This is a genomic window from Pantoea sp. RG18, from assembly GCF_025910075.1.
Lineage (GTDB): Bacteria > Pseudomonadota > Gammaproteobacteria > Enterobacterales > Enterobacteriaceae > Pantoea > Pantoea agglomerans.
Genome location: NZ_JAPCIL010000002.1, coordinates 109,951 through 125,246, shown reverse-complemented (window position 1 = coordinate 125,246; position 15,296 = coordinate 109,951). Strand labels below are relative to the sequence as shown.

Sequence of the window (15,296 nt, the reverse complement as noted above, 5' to 3'; positions counted from 1 at the left end):
GTGGATTGCTTAATGGCTCAGGGAGCATACGCCCTGCCCAAAGAGGCATAAACCGCCATCCCTGGCGGCGCAGCGCGGGCGATTACTCGGCGTCAATATCCTTCAGGTCATCCTGAATCGCAGCCGCGTTAGGATTATCTTCCGGCTTGAGCTTGCCGCCGCGCGCCAGGAAGTCATGACGCTGGAAGTAAGCATTACGGATAAAGGCGTACGGATCGCTCTGCTGTTTCAGGATTGCATCAGAGTCCAGCAGCTGCGCGCGAGTCTCAATCCCTTCAAGCGTCCATTTACCAATCGACATTGGCCAGGTCAGCCAGCCAAGGATCGGATAAAGCGTATCAACGTAGTCGCCGCCATCCTGACGCACCGTAAAGCTGCCGTAAGCAGGCAACTCAACATAAGGCCCGTAGCCGACGCCATAGTGACCGAGCGTAGTACCGAAACGGTGCGGCTCTTCACGCGCCAGTTCCGGATTCGCTTTACCGGCAACATCAATGAAGCCGCCCAGTCCCAGCACGCTGTTCAGGAAGAAACGGGTGAAGTGAATACCTGCATCACGTCCGTTACCGATCAGGATGGCGTTGACCATGCTGGCAGGTTCTTCCAGGTTGCCGAGGAAATTGCTCAGGCCGGTACGTGCCGGCACCGGCACATAATCACGCCAGGCCACAGCGACCGGACGCAATACATACGGATCCAGCACGTTGTAGTTAAAGTTAAACATCGTGCGGTTAAAGCCTTCGAAAGGATCGCTGCGCTGAGCAGGATCGCTATTCGCCGGCTTTGAACTGGCACAACCTACCAGAAGGACGCTGGCGACAGCCAGGCTGGTCAGGCGATAATTCATTCCAATCTCCCTGTGCGGATGAAAAAGGTCTACCCATCGTTCAGGTCACAGCCCGGTATCGAATCGACTTACCCGATGAGCATAGCTGACTTTGTGCCAGAGGCAGCAGGCAATGGCACGCATCATCCTGAACGCGGTCAGTTGATGCGTTCAGGGAAGCTGCTGATTAATCTCTACCGCGATCGGCTGATGCCCATCCCAGGGCGTCACTGCGCTCAGGCCCAGCCAGTCACCCGGCCGGGGATTGGCGCTGCCATCGCGGGAGATTCGCACCCGGACCTCGACCTGATGCTGCGCCGAAAGCAGGCGATCCGGCATCATGGCGTTGCTGTCATCCAGCGTCAGCGACAGCGGGAAGTGACTGAGCGGCATCCGCTTAACAGCCACCGGCACCGGTGAAGCACCGTCAGAAACCGAAATATACAACACTCCGTCCTGCGGTAACATTTTTTCTGCCTTAGGTGCCAGCGTCACGGTCAGCGCCAGTTGACGACTCTGTTGCCCGGCGGCACTTCTGGCCTTTTCGATGCTGCGGGCGATCATAGCGTGTCGCGAATCACCGGCCGGCAACAGACCCAGCAGGGTCTGCCATGCGTCGATAGCCTGATCATATTGCTGCTGTCCGTAAGCATTAAATGCCAGCAGGCTCAGCGTACGCAGGTTTTGCGGATCCGCTTTTAGCAATGCCTGCAGCAGCAGTGACGCCTGACGGTTATCCTGCGGATCAGGAGATCGCGTCAGGACTTCGGCATAATCCTGTTTTAGCGCCAGATCGTTGGGAGCAAGCTGTAGCGCATGCTCAAATGCCTGGCTGGCGATATCGGCATTATTCAGCACCATGCCGAGCCGTCCCAGCATCGTCCAGTCAGCCAGATTATCCGGTTCCGTTTGCAACGCGGTACGCAATCCGAGCTGTAAACGCGCCAGCTCCTCCATGCTCAGCGGTTTAGCGCCAGGATCCATCAGTCGGGCACGCAGCTCAGGATACGCCTGCTGCACCTGCTTCCAGCCCGTGAGCTGTGCCAGGCCACCGGTTTTCAGGTAAGTCCCCAGCGATACCCCAATCAGCACGATCAGGCCTGGCAGCAAAATCCAGCGGCTGCTGCTGTGTGACTTCATCGTCTGTGCCGGCGGAATATCCGCCAGCAGTGTCTGCTGTAACTCCCGTTCCATCAGCGGACGCTCAGCGACGACGCCCTGATCTTCATCCTGCGCCAGCTCATCTATCCGCTGGTGGTAGAAGCGCTGATTAAGGCGATCGCGATCGCCTGTGCTGGCCTGACGTTGCCGCCAGCCCGCCGCCATAAACAGCGTACAGGCCGCCAGCAGTAACAGAAAAAGGGTGATCCAAAATGCACTCATTACGGCTTCCTGTCTGACTTCAGTAGCGCATTAAGACGCTGTTGCTCATCTTCATCCAGCTCACTGCGGGTTTTTCGCTGACGGCTGCGCAGGATAATCACCGCGCCGCCCAGCAGCGCAAACAGCGCCGGACCAGCCCACAAAACCAGGGTTGAGGGCGTGACCGGTGGCGAATAGCTGACGAAGTTGCCGTAACGCGCCACCATATAGTCGATGATCTGCTGGCGACTCTGGCCCTGTTTCATCAGCTGATAGACTTTCATCCGCATATCGGCGGCAATCATGGCATTTGAGTCGGCGATGCTGTTGTTCTGGCACTTCGGACAGCGCAGTGAAGCGGTCAGGTCGCGGTATTGTTCTTCCTGGGCCACCGAGTCAAATTGCAGCGTGTCGATGCTTGCCCACAAGTTGATACTGAACAGCAAGCCGCAGAGCAGTAACAGCGTTCTCATGATCCCGCCTCCGCGCTGTATTTCACCCACAAGGGTTTCACTTCCTGATCCCAGACGCGCGCATTGAGATCGCCCGCGTGGCGATAACGGATGATCCCTTTACCGTCGATCAGAAAGGTTTCCGGCGCGCCATAGACGCCGAGATCCAGTCCCAGCATGCCGTTGCCATCATAGAGGCTAAGCGCGTAGGGGTTACCCAGCGTATTCAGCCAGTTAACCGCCTTGTGACGATCGTCTTTGTAGTTCAGCCCGACGACGCGAATGCCCCGCTCCGCCAGCGTATTCAGATACTGATGCTCGGCGCGACAGGTCGGACACCAGGTCGCCCAGACGTTCAGCAATATCGGTTTACCATCTGTCAGCACGCGCTGGTCGTAGGTTTTGCCTGGCTGATCGAGTGCTTCCAGCCGGAACAGCGGCACAGGCTTGCCGATCAGAGCGGATTCGAGACGGGTCGGATCGTCGCCATCGGCATTACGTGTCAGCTGCCACAGCAGCGCCGCCGCCAGCAACAGAAACAGCATCAGGGGAATAAACAGGATTTTCTTGTTCATGTCCGCTCCTCAATTCCCGCTTTTTTGCGCGAACGATAACGGGGATCAAACAGGCAGAACAGCCCACCCAGCGCCATCAGCGCGCCACCGAACCAGATCCAGCGGACAAAGGGTTTGTAGTAGATGCGCACGGCCCAGCCGCCATCCTCCAGCTCTTCACCCAGCGCCGCATAGAGATCGCGGCTGAAACCCCCATCAATCGCCGCTTCGGTCATCATGGTGCGGGCGGCCGTATAAAAGCGTTTCTCTGCCTGCAGCGTCGCTTCATGTTTGCCGTTGCGCGTGACATCGATGATGCCCATGCCACCGCTGTAGTTAGGCCCCTGCAGATTCTGCACGCCGCGGAAGACAAAGTGATAGTGATGAATATCGATGCTATCACCCGCCTTCATCCGCACATCGCGTTCCACGCTGTACTGGGTGCTGAATGCAATACCGATCACCGTCACCCCCACCCCAAGATGGCCCAGTACCATGCCCCAGTGACTGCGCGACAGGTGACGTAAACCGGCAAAGAACGGATGACGGTGAGTGGCGCGTTCATGCAGTTCCAGCAGCGTCAGCACGATAATCCAGAGTGACATCAGCAGGCCAACCACGGTCATCGCCTCAATGCGATCCTGCAGCCACCAGGGAATGATGACGGAACAGGCCAGGGTCACGATCAGCGCCAGCGCCAGCCGCTTTGCCAGCTTCTGCGGCTCATCGCGACGCCAGCGCACCAGCGGCCCGATCCCCATCAGTAGCGCAAACGGCGCCATCAGCCAGCTGAACATGTTGTTGAAGAACGGCTCACCGACCGAAATGCTGCCCAGGCCCAGTTGCTTGTGCACCAGCGGCAACAACGTGCCGAGCAGCACCACCAGCATCGCGGCAATCAGCAGCACGTTATTACCCAGCAAAAACGATTCGCGCGACCAGGTTTCATTCTGCACCCGGCCACGTACCTGCCCGCCTTTAATCGCGTAGAGCAGGAGCGAACTGCCGATAACAATCACCAGAAACGCGAGGATAAACATCCCGCGTGCCGGATCCGAGGCGAAGGAATGCACCGACACCAGCACCCCGGATCGCACCAGGAACGTCCCCAGCAGGCTCAGCGAAAACGCGGTAATCGCCAGCAGCACGGTCCAGGCCTTAAAGGTGCCTCGCTTTTCCGTGACCGCCAGCGAGTGCATCAGGGCGGTACCTGCCAGCCACGGCATAAACGACGCATTTTCAACCGGGTCCCAGAACCACCAGCCGCCCCAGCCCAGCTCGTAATAGGCCCAGGCCGAGCCAAGGACAATACCAATCGTCAGAAAGACCCAGGCCGCCGTGGTCCAGGGACGCGACCAGCGCGCCCAGGCCGTATCCAGCCGTCCGGCCATCAGCGAGGCGATAGCAAAGGCAAACGCCACCGAAAAGCCGACATAGCCCATATAGAGCAGCGGCGGATGGAAGATCAGGCCGATATCCTGCAGCATCGGATTCAGGTCATGCCCGTCTATCGGAAAGTCCGGCAGCGTGCGGCCAAACGGATTCGAGGTCAGCAGGATAAACAGCAGGAAGCCGAGATTGATCATGCCCATGACCGCCAGAACGCGTGCCAGCGCATCCTGTGGCATACCGCGACTGAATATCGCCACCGCTAATGTCCAGGTGCTGAGCAGCAACACCCACAGCAGCAGCGATCCTTCATGCGCGCCCCAGGTGGCAGCAATGCGATAGTAAACCGGCAGCAGGCTGTTGGAGTTTGTAACGACATAGGCAACGGTGAAATCGTTGCTGATAAAGGCCCAGACCAGCAGCGCGAAAGCCGCCGCGATGCAGATAAACAGACCGCAGGCCAGCGGACGTGCCATTGCCATCAGGCGGGCATCCTGGCGCACTGCGCCCCATAGCGGATAGCTGCTCAGCAGCAGGGAGAGCCCCAGCGCCAGGCAGAGCAGAAAAGTACCAATCTCGGGCATCATAATGATTTATTTCCCGCCTGATACAGCGACTGGGGGCCGGTGTGATTACTCTTCATCGCGTCTTCAATCTCCGGCGGCGTATATTTCTCATCATGTTTCGCCAGGACTTCTTTGGCGATCACCTGGTTGCCCGCCGCCAGCACGCCCTGCGCGACGACGCCCTGCCCTTCACGGAACAGATCCGGCAGGATGCCTTCAAAACTGACGCTGACCACGCCGCGGGCATCATAAAGTTTGAACGACACGGCAAGCGTATTCGGATCGCGCCGGACGCTGCCGGGCATCACCATGCCGCCGACGCGCAGCCGCTGGCCCGCTTCGGGCTTCTCGTGCGCCTCGCCTTTGCCGTAAAGGATTTCACCTGGGGTATAGAACAGATCGATGTTTGAGCGCAGCGCATACATCACCAGCGCGGTGGCCAGGCCGAGGCCGAGCAGAATCGCCACTGCCGCATAGAGGCGGTTGCGTCGACGGGTATTCACAATGTCTCTCCTGCCGCTTCAGCCGCGGCTTTTTTAGATTTCGCTGCCCGGATGCGGCGTTCCCGCGCGTCGCGCTGGCGGATCTCAGCCAGCAGGCGGCGGCGCAGCAACAGGGTATGCAGCGTCAGCCCGACAAGCGGAATCAGCGTGCAGGCAACTGCCAGCCAGACATAGAAGGCGTAGCCCCCCATCTCAAAGAAGGCGTGCCAGGAGGAAAAGGCGGGTGTCATGCCTGCTCTCCCCGCTTCGCCACATCAATCGCCCAGGGACGGTGACGTTCGGTTAACAGAATCAGGTTGCGCAGCCGCATCAGGGTCAGCGTGATAAACACCAGCAGATAACCGATGATTGCCCAGCGCAGCGGCGTTCGCATCACTGGCGCAATCGCCTGCTGGAGAATGCCCGACGACCCCTGATGCAGGGTATTCCACCACTGCACTGAGAAGTGAATGATCGGCAGATTAACTACGCCGACCAGAATGAGAACACCCGCGGCCCGCCCTGCGGTGCGGCGGTCATCAAAAGCGTGCCAGAGCGCAATCACGCCCATATAGAGGAACAGCAGCACCAACTCCGAAGTGAGGCGCGCATCCCAGATCCACCAGGTCCCCCACATCGGCTTGCCCCATGCGGATCCGGTGACCAGCGCAATAAAGGTAAAGACCGCGCCCACCGGTGCCATGGCGGCGGAAACCAGATCGGCCATTTTCATCTGCCACACCAGGCCGATAAAGGCGGCGATGGCCATCGAGGCATAAATGCCCATCGACCACATCGCGGCGGGCACATGAATGTACATGATGCGGAAACTGTCGCCCTGCTGATAGTCAGCGGGAGCAAATCCAAAGCCCCAGGCCCAGCCCAGCAGCAACGCCGCCAGCCCTAAGATGGCGAACCACGGCACCAGTCGCCCCGAAAACTGATAGAGCCGTTCGGGCCTGGCCAGCTGATGTAACGCTTTCCACATATCAAATGCTCACATTAACGATAAAAGAGTGTTGCCGCGTCTTTTACGCGCGGTTATTTCAACGGCTGTTATTGCAAAGTAATTCTTAGCGCTGCCGCCGTGGCAAACGGGGAGAGCGTGGCGCTGCCCAGCAGCATCGCGCCGAGAATCGCCAGATAGCCATTAATCGGTAACCCCTGACTGGCCGCCTCCATCGCCGCACTGGCGAAGATCAAAACCGGAATGGCCAGCGGCAGCACCAGCAGGCTAAGCAGTACGCCACCGCGCCGTAAACCCACCGTGAGACCTACACCAATGGCACCGAGAAAACTCAGGGTTGGCGTGCCGAGCAGCAGCGTCAGGGCCATCGCCCGCCAGCCATTAAAATCCAGCGACAGCAGCAGCGCGGCCAGCGGCGACAGGATAATCAGCGGCACGCCTGTGACCAGCCAGTGCGCCACTACTTTGCCGATAACCGTTACCGGGAGCGGCGTCGGCAGCAGTACCAGTTGCTCCAGCGAACCATCGCTGAAGTCATCGCGAAACAGCCGCTCCAGCGCCAGCAGCGACGCCAGCAGCGCGGCAATCCAGGCTACGCCCGGTGCAATGCGCGCCAGCTGTTGCGGGTCAGGTCCGATGCCCAGCGGAAACAGGGTAATAACAATCAGGAAAAACCAGAGCGGATTGATCACATCAGCCCCGCTGCGAAAGGCGATGCGTAATTCACGCTGGATGAGGCGAAACAGCATCAGCCTTCCTCCCCGTCGCCGAGGCGAATTTTGCGCACCCGCGCAGCATCCGCGGGCAAATCCTGATGGGTTGTCAGGATCACTGCGCCACCGTTATCGGCATGCCGGGCGAATTTCGCCATTAATTTTTTAACACCCGCTTTGTCGATGGCGGTCAGCGGCTCGTCGAGAATCCATATGCGGGCCTGGCTGAGCCACAGACGCGCCAGCGCTACCCGCCGCTGCTGGCCCGCCGATAACCGGCTAACCGGCACCTCTTCGTCGCCCGTGAGATCGACGCTTTCCAGCGCAGCAAAGATCTGCGCATCACTGCAATCAGGATGGTAGAAACGCAGATTTTCCAGCGGTGTAAGCACGCCTTTGACACCGGGATGATGGCCCAGATAGAGCATCGCCTGATGCCAGGCTTCGCGCTGCCGCAGGATTGGCCGCTGCTGCCAGCGTATTTCACCCTGTTCAGGACGGCTCAGGCCAGCCAGCAGGCGTAAGAGTGAGGTCTTACCGGCACCATTGGGGCCTTCAATCTGCACAATGTCGCCTGCAGAGACGCGAAAGGAGAGCTGCCGGAACAGCGCACGTTCGTCGTATGCACAAGTGAGCGTAATGATTTCCAACATCGAGGGGGGAATCGCACCAACTAAAAGTGGCCGGGATATTACCACAATGTTGCTGTGGGCCGAAGTGTGAGCCACCGCTCAGTTTCGATGCCATGGGTTTATTCGTGCGGTATCGCCCGCAGTCTGAATAAAAATGCAATTCCGAAAAACGTTGTTACGCTTATTCGCATCGATCGTTACATTATCGGCAAATAAAAAACGGCTACGCTTATTACGCGACAGCACTATCACCAGGAGAAAATATGAAGCCTTCATCAGGTAATGAACAGGGTCCTAACGACGTCGAGAGTGAAGAGAAGGATAAGGGCACTGACATCGAAGTCGATGAGGAGGCTTTACCCTCCCGCGCCGCCGCCATCCATGAAGAGATCCGCCAGGATGGGGAGAAGGAGCTGGAGCGCGATGGTATGGCGCTGCTCTGGTCAGCCATTGCGGCGGGCTTATCCATGGGCGCCTCGCTGATGGCGAAGGGGATATTTCAGGTGCATCTGGATGGCGTACCAGGGGCGTTCCTGCTTGAAAACCTGGGTTATACCTTTGGTTTTGTTATCGTCATCATGGCGCGTCAGCAGCTGTTTACCGAAAATACCGTTACGGCAGTCCTGCCGGTAATGCACAAACCGACCTGGAGTAATGGCGCCTTGCTATTACGTTTATGGGGCATCGTTTTGCTGGGTAACCTGATCGGGACGGCACTGGGTGCGCTGGCGTTTAATGAGATGCCGATATTTGACGAAGCTACCCGTCAGGCGTTTACCAGCATCAGTATGAAGGTGATGGAAAATACGCCCGGCGAGATGTTTGCCAATGCGGTGATCTCCGGCTGGATTATCGCCACCATGGTCTGGATGTTCCCCTCGGCGGGCGGCGCCAAACTGCTGGTGATTGTGATGATGACCTGGCTGGTTGCGCTGGGTGATCTGGCGCATATCGTGGTGGGATCGGTGGAAGTGCTCTATCTGGTCTTTAATGGCAGCATCAGCTGGTATGAATTCTTCTGGCCGTTTGCCCTGCCGACGCTGCTCGGCAACATTACCGGCGGCACGCTGATTTTTGCCCTGATCAGCCACGCGCAGATCCGCAACGACATGAGTGAAGCGGCCGTGGCTAAAGCGAAGGCTGAGAAGAAGAAGCAGGAGAAACGTCGCCAGCGCGAAGAGCAGGAAAAGGCTGAGTAAGAGGAAAGGCAGACAGTTTACCCTGTCTGCCTTTCTGGTCTGTTTGCTGAAGGCGATTTGCCAGGCGGGCGTCTGAAAAACGTTTACTGGAAGTGTCTGCTGCAAAAGGGGAGTGAAGATTTTAGAGTCGGGGTGCCGCTTCAGTCTGGATGACATCCCGGACTTCAGTAAGCTGTTTCCGCTTTCTGCACGTAACGTTAGCGTGTTCAGAAAACCGGGATTGCTGGCGGAATGAGCAAACGGACGGCGATGTAGTGAATCTCACTGCCTGTTTGCGCTATACTGCGCGCCGCTGTCCTCTTAGTTAAATGGATATAACGAGCCCCTCCTAAGGGCTAGTTGCAGGTTCGATTCCTGCAGGGGACAATTTTTGCAAGTCTAAGCTTGTCTAAAAAAATCTAAAAACCCTTCCAAAACATGAATATAAATCATAATTCATGTCCAGCACTGTCCTGTAAAGTACAATGGAATCTATACACTGATGTGTATAAAATTGCGTATATCTTAGTTCGATCTTTTCTCTATACACGTACTGCTATCTGATATTCAAATTAAACGTACTATACGCAAGACAAGCCTTATACGCTCAACGATGGCGCAGGACTATCTCTGTTGGTTGATGTCAATGGTGTTAAGGGCTGCTTCTTCCGCTATCGCTTTGCTGGCAAACCCTAAATGATTTCATTTGGCGTTTACGGGGAAGTTTCGCTTACAGAGGCTCGCCGCAAACGTGAGGGGGCGCGTGCGTTGCTCGCTAAGAGGTTTAACCTCAGTGACACACGTAAAGCCGATAAAATAGCGCTGCGTTTCTCGCATGAGAACAGCTTTGAAGCCGTTGCCAGAGAATGGCACAGCGGTAAGAAGTCAACTTGGACGGATGGTTATGCTAAAGAAGTTTTAGGCTGCCTTGAGCGCGATATTTTTCCCTACATTGGCCACAGGCCCATTGAGCTAATAGAGCCGCTGGAGCTATTAGCCGTGCTACAAAAAATAGAAAAGCGTGGCGCGTTAGAGCAGGCAAGTAAGATCCGCCGCCGTTGCGGTGAAGTTCTCCGTTTTACTGTGGTAACTGGCCGAGCAAAGTACAATTTTGCTCCCGATTTGGCCATCGCTTTAAACAAGCCGAAACAGAACCATTTCCCATTCCTTACAGAGAAAGAGATTCCAGCTTTTGTTGGAGCGCTTAAAGGGTATCAGGGCAGCTTACTGACTAAATACGCCACTCAGCTTCTAATGCTTACTGGTGTTCGTACCGTCGAACTCAGAGAGGCTTGGTGGTGTGAGTTTGATTTGGACAGCGCGCTGTGGGAAATCCCGAAAGAAAGAATGAAAAAACGCCGTTCTCATTTAGTACCGCTATCGTCTCAAGCGGTTGAGATTTTGAAGAAGCTGAAGATCATTTCCGGCAAATATCAGCTAGTGTTCCCAGGCAGAAACGACGTTAGAAAGCCGATGAGCGATGCCAGCATCAACAAGGTAATAAAGATGCTTGGCTATCATGGACGGCTAACGGGGCATGGTTTCCGCCATATGATGAGCACAATCTTGCATGAACATGGCTTTGAAAGCGCATGGATTGAAATGCAGCTTGCGCATGTTGATAAGAACTCAATTAGAGGAACTTACAATCATGCGCAATATATTTCAAAAAGAAAAGAAATGCTTCAATGGTATTCCGATTTCATCAGTTATAAAATTGCCTTTGCAGCTAAATAGTGCTTATCCTGCAAAATAACCGATGTGCAAAAAAAACTATGGATACTTTTTGGGCTCACATACTCATTTATTTCATTATATTTTTCTATCAACATATTTTTCCTTCGAACTGATTTACGATCTGTATCAGCCTCATCAAGCAACTCGATCAAATCTCTCAATTCTTCAGTTAACAATTGCAACTTTCTAAGCAGTTCAGTCCTACTATTGATCAACCTTGCAGAATTAATTTCAATTTCCCGCTCAGTAATAGCCGCAGCAACATCATTATGATTAGGTAGGATCTTCAGGAAATTACAATAAAAATGCTTTTCAGGATCTGCATCATAAGGATTTATAATAAAGCTTACCTTGGTATTTAAAACACCTTTATTAACATTACAAATATTGCAGCATGGCAATAAATTCATCCATTCAAAACACTCATGTGGGTAAATGGATTTAGGATGGAAATGCTCCACTTGTAAATAGCCGCCTCCCTCTTCTGGAATACACTCGCAAAAAGCACATTTCTTGTTGCTTGATAAAAAAAGTGAGCTTTTAATATCGACATGTCTATATGGCGATAGCACTAATTTCTTTTCATCATCAGGGATATTTTCATAACCCTTATATTCTTCTATTTTTTCAATGAGCCGAGCAGTCCAAGCATCCTTGTTTTGTGTCAGAATTTGAGGCTCGTCAGGACGATTAATTCTAATCATTTGAGTCTCTCTCATTTTTTAAAATCAGATCGTTTACTCTTGCTCTTAAAGTTAGTGCAGTTGGATCAGATTCAGGAGTTTGCTTTGCATAATCTTCAATCACCATCAAGGCATGTTCATATAATTCATTTTCTATAAGGTCTTCAATCTCAGATATTACATACTTTAGAGTCAATTGATGTACAGTATTAACTCCCATAATTAGGGAATATATATCATCAGTTTTCCATGCCGACAAAGATTTTTCAATCTTAACAGGAATTATATCATCGCCATCGCGACGAAGAACAATAACTTCATTGACCTCAGAACTACTAATAATGTGAGGGGAATGAGTTGTAACAATGAATTGCAGCCTCGGGAAAATTTTAATTAACACCCCCCTTAGAGAGGTTTGCCATGATGGATGTAAATGAGCATCAAGCTCATCTATCAAAACAACCCCCTGAGCTTTATCAATAAGCATATCATCATTAGCATTAGTCTTTTCAATCCACTCAACAATTGATAATACAATTGATAATATCGATTTAAAACCCGATGATAGATCCTCTAAATATACAACTGCCCCATCTAAAATAAAACTTGGTTCCAACTCCCGCCCTATCTTATCAAAATACACTCTCCCCTCCCCCCCAAAGATGAAGTCAAGGTTTGAAATAATGAGATCCCAGTTATATTTCTCAGCAGCACCCCACTCTTTCTCAATTATAAAATACCTATTAATCATCCACTGCTTAATTTCTGGCGTAAAAGCTGAGGCTAAACCTTGTAATGAGCCCCTGATATACTCCTTTCTATATTCTTCTGGCGTTTTTTCAGCTGTCATCCCATTAATTTTTTTATAATCAATATTTCTATTGGGACCAATAAACAATGGTGAAAAAAGTTCAGCTATATCATTCTTATATATTCTTTCAAAAGAACCATCATCATTTTGGTATTCATGAGGGCCACCTTGAAAACTACTACTCCTTAAAGATTCCATCTTGTAAGAACCTTTACCGAACCCACATACATTTTCAGTAGAATCTCTCGATGTAAATTCAATTTTGCACTGACTATGCTCATTCAGCCGAACACGTTCATTATTCAAATTCAATGCACTGGCAATAGCAAATAGGACTGTTGACTTCCCGACGCCATTCGGACCGCATAAAACAGTGAATTTCTCCTTGAACTCAACATGAATATTTTTGAACCCCTTGTACTCCTGAGCCTTAACATTGTGCAAAAACATACATTTCTCCAACTCCTAAATTATAAATTGGTTTATTTAATAGTTTTAAGAGTAAAATTTATCATAGTTATCAAAATCGCACTACACCGCACCTATCTGCCGGGTGGGCAGCAACCAACAGCACCGCAATCGGACAAAGTGCCATGCAGGCCACGCCGCTGGCCTAGAAATACTCACCCGTCATTGGTTAATCACCATCACACAATAACCCGCTAATGCAGCAGTTTTTTTATGCCTGTCACCAGACCGCACAAAACGTCTTTACAACGCTGCACCGATGTAACCATTCGACGTATTACCTTCAGCGCAGCGTTGCGCTGGCCCAGCCACAGCCCGAAAAATAAATGTCTCACCAACAAAAACGGCGCTACACCGCACCCGCCTGCGGTTTCCGTATCAAGAAATTATTTCAGTTTTGATTTTCTTCAAAGCACTATCTCCGCCCGCGGTAGCAGAGGGTTTACGACTCATACCCTTGACTGAAATCGTTGAAAGGAATTTCACTTTTTTCAGTTTCGCAACAACTTCAAGCCATCAAACTTTCATTCAACTTATTGATACTTAATGGAATTGTATTTTTTCGTGACCAAATAAATCAATCTCAGTCAAAATTATTGAAATATAATCCATTGATATTTGATGACTTTATCAGAATGACTATTGAAATTTTTCCATCCAAAAAGTAAGTCGGATGCTCACGTTCTGCCCGACATAGTAGTTAACCCTTAATCTCTTCCTCTCTAAGTAACTCAAGCACCTGTTTACGCTCATCCTGCCCAAGCGCGTTTAGCAGCTCCCTTACCCTTCCATCTCCAGCTAACGAACTGGGACTGAAAGTATGTGAAAACGAGACCATCATTACAAAGGTGTGCCTACATTCCAGATAGGTGCACTTGAAACAAACATCCGACAGCTGAAGATGCTTTCTGTTTTTTTACGTGCCGTTGCGCGCATCTGGCAAACCGGGCAAGTCATTTAGTATCAGCTCACCAATTGAGGTTAAAAACAGTATGATTTGAATTATAACTACTCAGCTTCTGTTTTTGGCAGAATTACCTGTAGACTATGGCGGTGAACCTCAATTACTCTACAATCTTAAATCTATATTATATAATGACGACCTTACAAACGAACAAGCATACTCTGGTCATGTAAGAACATTAAAAATATTTTTTGTTTAAATAAATCCTGAAAATAAGATCAAATTATTCAGGGGAGAATTATAAGAAGAAACCAATCCCAACCACTCTGCAATTTACATATACCTTTTTGAAAGGCAATATAACTTTTTCTGGTAACCACCAGACTATATGAGTTATGATCGGTCTAAACTTACAGCCCTGGTGACCATATGAACGTTTTTGAAATTGAAAGAAGACTTGCTGAAAGCGGTTTCAATGCGAAAGATATTGCTGCTTTAAGAATGCAAGCCGAAAAAAGTGGAACAACTTACCCAGTTTTACTTAAAGAGCTTAGCCTACGCTTTATTGCCTCAATGCTCCTTGTAATCATTCTTGCTGTGGTTTGGATATACACGTTTATATATAAGGATAGCCTCGCTATCACCTCGTACTCAATCACAATGCTAATCATAGCTCCGATTTTTTACATTTTTACACCGATGAAGTTAGGATACAAATCATTCCGATATACAAGAAAAAAGTGACTTATTTTTTATTATCGTATATCGATTTGAGAGCAGAATAGTCGTTATATATTTCAACTCCTAGTTCAAAACGGCTCATATCTTTGATACCCCGAACAAAATCGGAGTTTATGTAGTAAAAGAGACGAAATGTTTCGGGTTTTCTTATCAGCCTGAACATGCCGTAGGCAGAGAGAGCAAGATCCATACTGCTGTAAGCAATTTCACCTGTTTTTTGATCGAAGCCTAAAAACTTAGCTGCTCCAATATAGCCATCCTTTAAGAAACCTTGGGCGTCATTTTTTCCTGTAATAACATTCATCACGCTCTCCTGGATCCCATTCACACCATGAAGTGTGAGCATTGCACCAAACCCAACCCCTATTATATTTCCGGTTGCAGCTGAAGCGGCCATGACTCCAAACCCAGCCACTACCTGTAATCCACTCAGAACTACTCCTACACCATTGATAACATATCCCCAAATATCACCTTGCTGAACAAACTGTACTGAAGCATGCAATGCCGCCTGACCTGTCCGCAGAAGTTGATCTTGTTTCATGAGATTACGATGTTCTTCTTTCAGATTTTGTATACATCGCTGGCATTCATCATCGCTGGCACCTGAGCGAATAGTATCCATTTGAGCGTTAATGAAAATCTTCATTTCGTCCTGAAACTGAACCCTGTTGTAGCCATCATACAAGTGAATTAAAGAGAGGTGGCTTGACGTACTAAGTAGCTGATTAGCCTCAGCATTAGCCATTGTCAGAAAGTAATCCTTAAATCGGTCTGGTTTCCAGTAGTCCATGACTGTACCTTTATGTCACTATACGTATCATTAAGGTT

At 51.1% G+C, this 15,296-nt stretch carries 15 protein-coding genes, 1 tRNA gene and 1 pseudogene; 4 read left to right on the top strand and 13 right to left on the bottom strand.

Translation table 11 applies throughout. The features are described 5' to 3' along the window. Positions 1–82 precede the first annotated feature (82 nt). The 10 genes from mlaA to ccmA all read right to left on the bottom strand — a co-directional run bounded on the left by mlaA (position 83) and on the right by ccmA (position 7,964). Complete coding sequence (mlaA, locus tag OK409_RS01145; RefSeq protein ID WP_010257927.1) at positions 83–847, bottom strand: phospholipid-binding lipoprotein MlaA; 765 nt, start codon at positions 845–847, stop codon at positions 83–85. A 150-nt stretch (positions 848–997) separates the two neighbouring features. Continuing rightward, on the bottom strand, positions 998–2,209 hold the full coding sequence (ccmI, locus tag OK409_RS01140; protein ID WP_109650876.1) for a c-type cytochrome biogenesis protein CcmI: 1,212 nt from the start codon (positions 2,207–2,209) through the stop codon (positions 998–1,000). Then, positions 2,209–2,661, bottom strand: a complete 453-nt coding sequence (locus tag OK409_RS01135; protein WP_080760127.1) for a cytochrome c-type biogenesis protein — start codon at positions 2,659–2,661, stop codon at positions 2,209–2,211. The genes ccmI and OK409_RS01135 overlap by 1 nt, the downstream gene beginning before the upstream one ends. Continuing rightward, complete coding sequence (locus OK409_RS01130; protein WP_208443310.1) at positions 2,658–3,215, bottom strand: DsbE family thiol:disulfide interchange protein; 558 nt, start codon at positions 3,213–3,215, stop codon at positions 2,658–2,660. Before OK409_RS01130 ends, OK409_RS01135 begins: the two co-directional genes overlap by 4 nt. Continuing rightward, positions 3,212–5,170 (bottom strand): heme lyase CcmF/NrfE family subunit, encoded by a 1,959-nt coding sequence (locus OK409_RS01125; protein WP_264366659.1) that lies wholly within the window; start codon positions 5,168–5,170, stop codon positions 3,212–3,214. The genes OK409_RS01130 and OK409_RS01125 overlap by 4 nt, the downstream gene beginning before the upstream one ends. Continuing rightward, positions 5,167–5,652, bottom strand: coding sequence for a cytochrome c maturation protein CcmE (gene ccmE, locus OK409_RS01120; protein WP_061901238.1), 486 nt, complete (start codon positions 5,650–5,652; stop codon positions 5,167–5,169). Before ccmE ends, OK409_RS01125 begins: the two co-directional genes overlap by 4 nt. After that, positions 5,649–5,882 carry a heme exporter protein CcmD gene (gene ccmD, locus OK409_RS01115; RefSeq protein ID WP_010257916.1) on the bottom strand — a complete coding sequence of 78 codons (234 nt, stop codon included), beginning with the start codon at positions 5,880–5,882 and terminating at the stop codon, positions 5,649–5,651. The genes ccmE and ccmD overlap by 4 nt, the downstream gene beginning before the upstream one ends. Next, positions 5,879–6,619 (bottom strand): heme ABC transporter permease, encoded by a 741-nt coding sequence (locus OK409_RS01110; protein WP_264366658.1) that lies wholly within the window; start codon positions 6,617–6,619, stop codon positions 5,879–5,881. The genes ccmD and OK409_RS01110 overlap by 4 nt, the downstream gene beginning before the upstream one ends. A 68-nt stretch (positions 6,620–6,687) precedes the next feature. Then, entirely contained in the window at positions 6,688–7,347 is a 660-nt protein-coding gene (ccmB, locus tag OK409_RS01105) for a heme exporter protein CcmB (RefSeq protein ID WP_264366657.1), read from the bottom strand. Further along, positions 7,347–7,964, bottom strand: coding sequence for a cytochrome c biogenesis heme-transporting ATPase CcmA (gene ccmA, locus OK409_RS01100; RefSeq protein WP_033767505.1), 618 nt, complete (start codon positions 7,962–7,964; stop codon positions 7,347–7,349). The genes ccmB and ccmA overlap by 1 nt, the downstream gene beginning before the upstream one ends. A gap of 242 nt (positions 7,965–8,206) precedes the next feature. Here ccmA and OK409_RS01095 point away from each other — a divergent pair, with 242 nt between their 5' ends. From OK409_RS01095 to OK409_RS01085, 3 genes and pseudogenes are all read left to right on the top strand, one after another. Next, positions 8,207–9,142 (top strand): formate/nitrite transporter family protein, encoded by a 936-nt coding sequence (locus tag OK409_RS01095; protein ID WP_069025244.1) that lies wholly within the window; start codon positions 8,207–8,209, stop codon positions 9,140–9,142. A 294-nt stretch (positions 9,143–9,436) separates the two neighbouring features. Continuing rightward, a tRNA-Arg gene (locus OK409_RS01090) sits at positions 9,437–9,508 on the top strand. Positions 9,509–9,665: 157 nt separating this feature from the next. Next, positions 9,666–10,858 (top strand): annotated as a pseudogene (locus OK409_RS01085) (tyrosine-type recombinase/integrase). Here the strand turns inward: OK409_RS01085 and OK409_RS01080 are convergent. Both OK409_RS01080 and OK409_RS01075 read right to left on the bottom strand, forming a co-directional pair. Beyond that, positions 10,831–11,562, bottom strand: a complete 732-nt coding sequence (locus tag OK409_RS01080; protein ID WP_264366656.1) for a hypothetical protein — start codon at positions 11,560–11,562, stop codon at positions 10,831–10,833. The pseudogene OK409_RS01085 and the gene OK409_RS01080 sit on opposite strands and share 28 nt — an antisense overlap. Beyond that, complete coding sequence (locus OK409_RS01075) at positions 11,555–12,802, bottom strand: AAA family ATPase (RefSeq protein WP_264366655.1); 1,248 nt, start codon at positions 12,800–12,802, stop codon at positions 11,555–11,557. The genes OK409_RS01080 and OK409_RS01075 overlap by 8 nt, the downstream gene beginning before the upstream one ends. A gap of 1,351 nt (positions 12,803–14,153) precedes the next feature. Between OK409_RS01075 and OK409_RS01070 the strand changes: the two genes are divergently transcribed. Continuing rightward, positions 14,154–14,468 (top strand): hypothetical protein, encoded by a 315-nt coding sequence (locus OK409_RS01070; protein ID WP_061703729.1) that lies wholly within the window; start codon positions 14,154–14,156, stop codon positions 14,466–14,468. Position 14,469: 1 nt separating this feature from the next. On the opposite strand, the gene OK409_RS01065 is transcribed toward OK409_RS01070, so the two are convergent. Then, the gene (locus OK409_RS01065) at positions 14,470–15,258 is read right to left on the bottom strand and encodes a DUF4225 domain-containing protein (RefSeq protein WP_061703728.1); all 789 of its coding nucleotides are present in this window, start codon (positions 15,256–15,258) and stop codon (positions 14,470–14,472) included. Positions 15,259–15,296: the final 38 nt, after the last annotated feature.

Coding starts and splice junctions, on each gene's coding strand:
- OK409_RS01075 (WP_264366655.1), bottom strand. CDS start 12,802: ATGTTTTTGCACAATGTTAAGGCTCAGGAGTACAAGGGGTTCAAAAAT.
- OK409_RS01070 (WP_061703729.1), top strand. CDS start 14,154: ATGAACGTTTTTGAAATTGAAAGAAGACTTGCTGAAAGCGGTTTCAAT.
- OK409_RS01130 (WP_208443310.1), bottom strand. CDS start 3,215: ATGAACAAGAAAATCCTGTTTATTCCCCTGATGCTGTTTCTGTTGCTG.
- ccmI (WP_109650876.1), bottom strand. CDS start 2,209: ATGAGTGCATTTTGGATCACCCTTTTTCTGTTACTGCTGGCGGCCTGT.
- OK409_RS01125 (WP_264366659.1), bottom strand. CDS start 5,170: ATGATGCCCGAGATTGGTACTTTTCTGCTCTGCCTGGCGCTGGGGCTC.
- ccmD (WP_010257916.1), bottom strand. CDS start 5,882: ATGACACCCGCCTTTTCCTCCTGGCACGCCTTCTTTGAGATGGGGGGC.
- ccmB (WP_264366657.1), bottom strand. CDS start 7,347: ATGCTGTTTCGCCTCATCCAGCGTGAATTACGCATCGCCTTTCGCAGC.
- OK409_RS01095 (WP_069025244.1), top strand. CDS start 8,207: ATGAAGCCTTCATCAGGTAATGAACAGGGTCCTAACGACGTCGAGAGT.
- OK409_RS01080 (WP_264366656.1), bottom strand. CDS start 11,562: ATGATTAGAATTAATCGTCCTGACGAGCCTCAAATTCTGACACAAAAC.
- ccmA (WP_033767505.1), bottom strand. CDS start 7,964: ATGTTGGAAATCATTACGCTCACTTGTGCATACGACGAACGTGCGCTG.
- OK409_RS01135 (WP_080760127.1), bottom strand. CDS start 2,661: ATGAGAACGCTGTTACTGCTCTGCGGCTTGCTGTTCAGTATCAACTTG.
- OK409_RS01065 (WP_061703728.1), bottom strand. CDS start 15,258: ATGGACTACTGGAAACCAGACCGATTTAAGGATTACTTTCTGACAATG.
- mlaA (WP_010257927.1), bottom strand. CDS start 847: ATGAATTATCGCCTGACCAGCCTGGCTGTCGCCAGCGTCCTTCTGGTA.
- OK409_RS01110 (WP_264366658.1), bottom strand. CDS start 6,619: ATGTGGAAAGCGTTACATCAGCTGGCCAGGCCCGAACGGCTCTATCAG.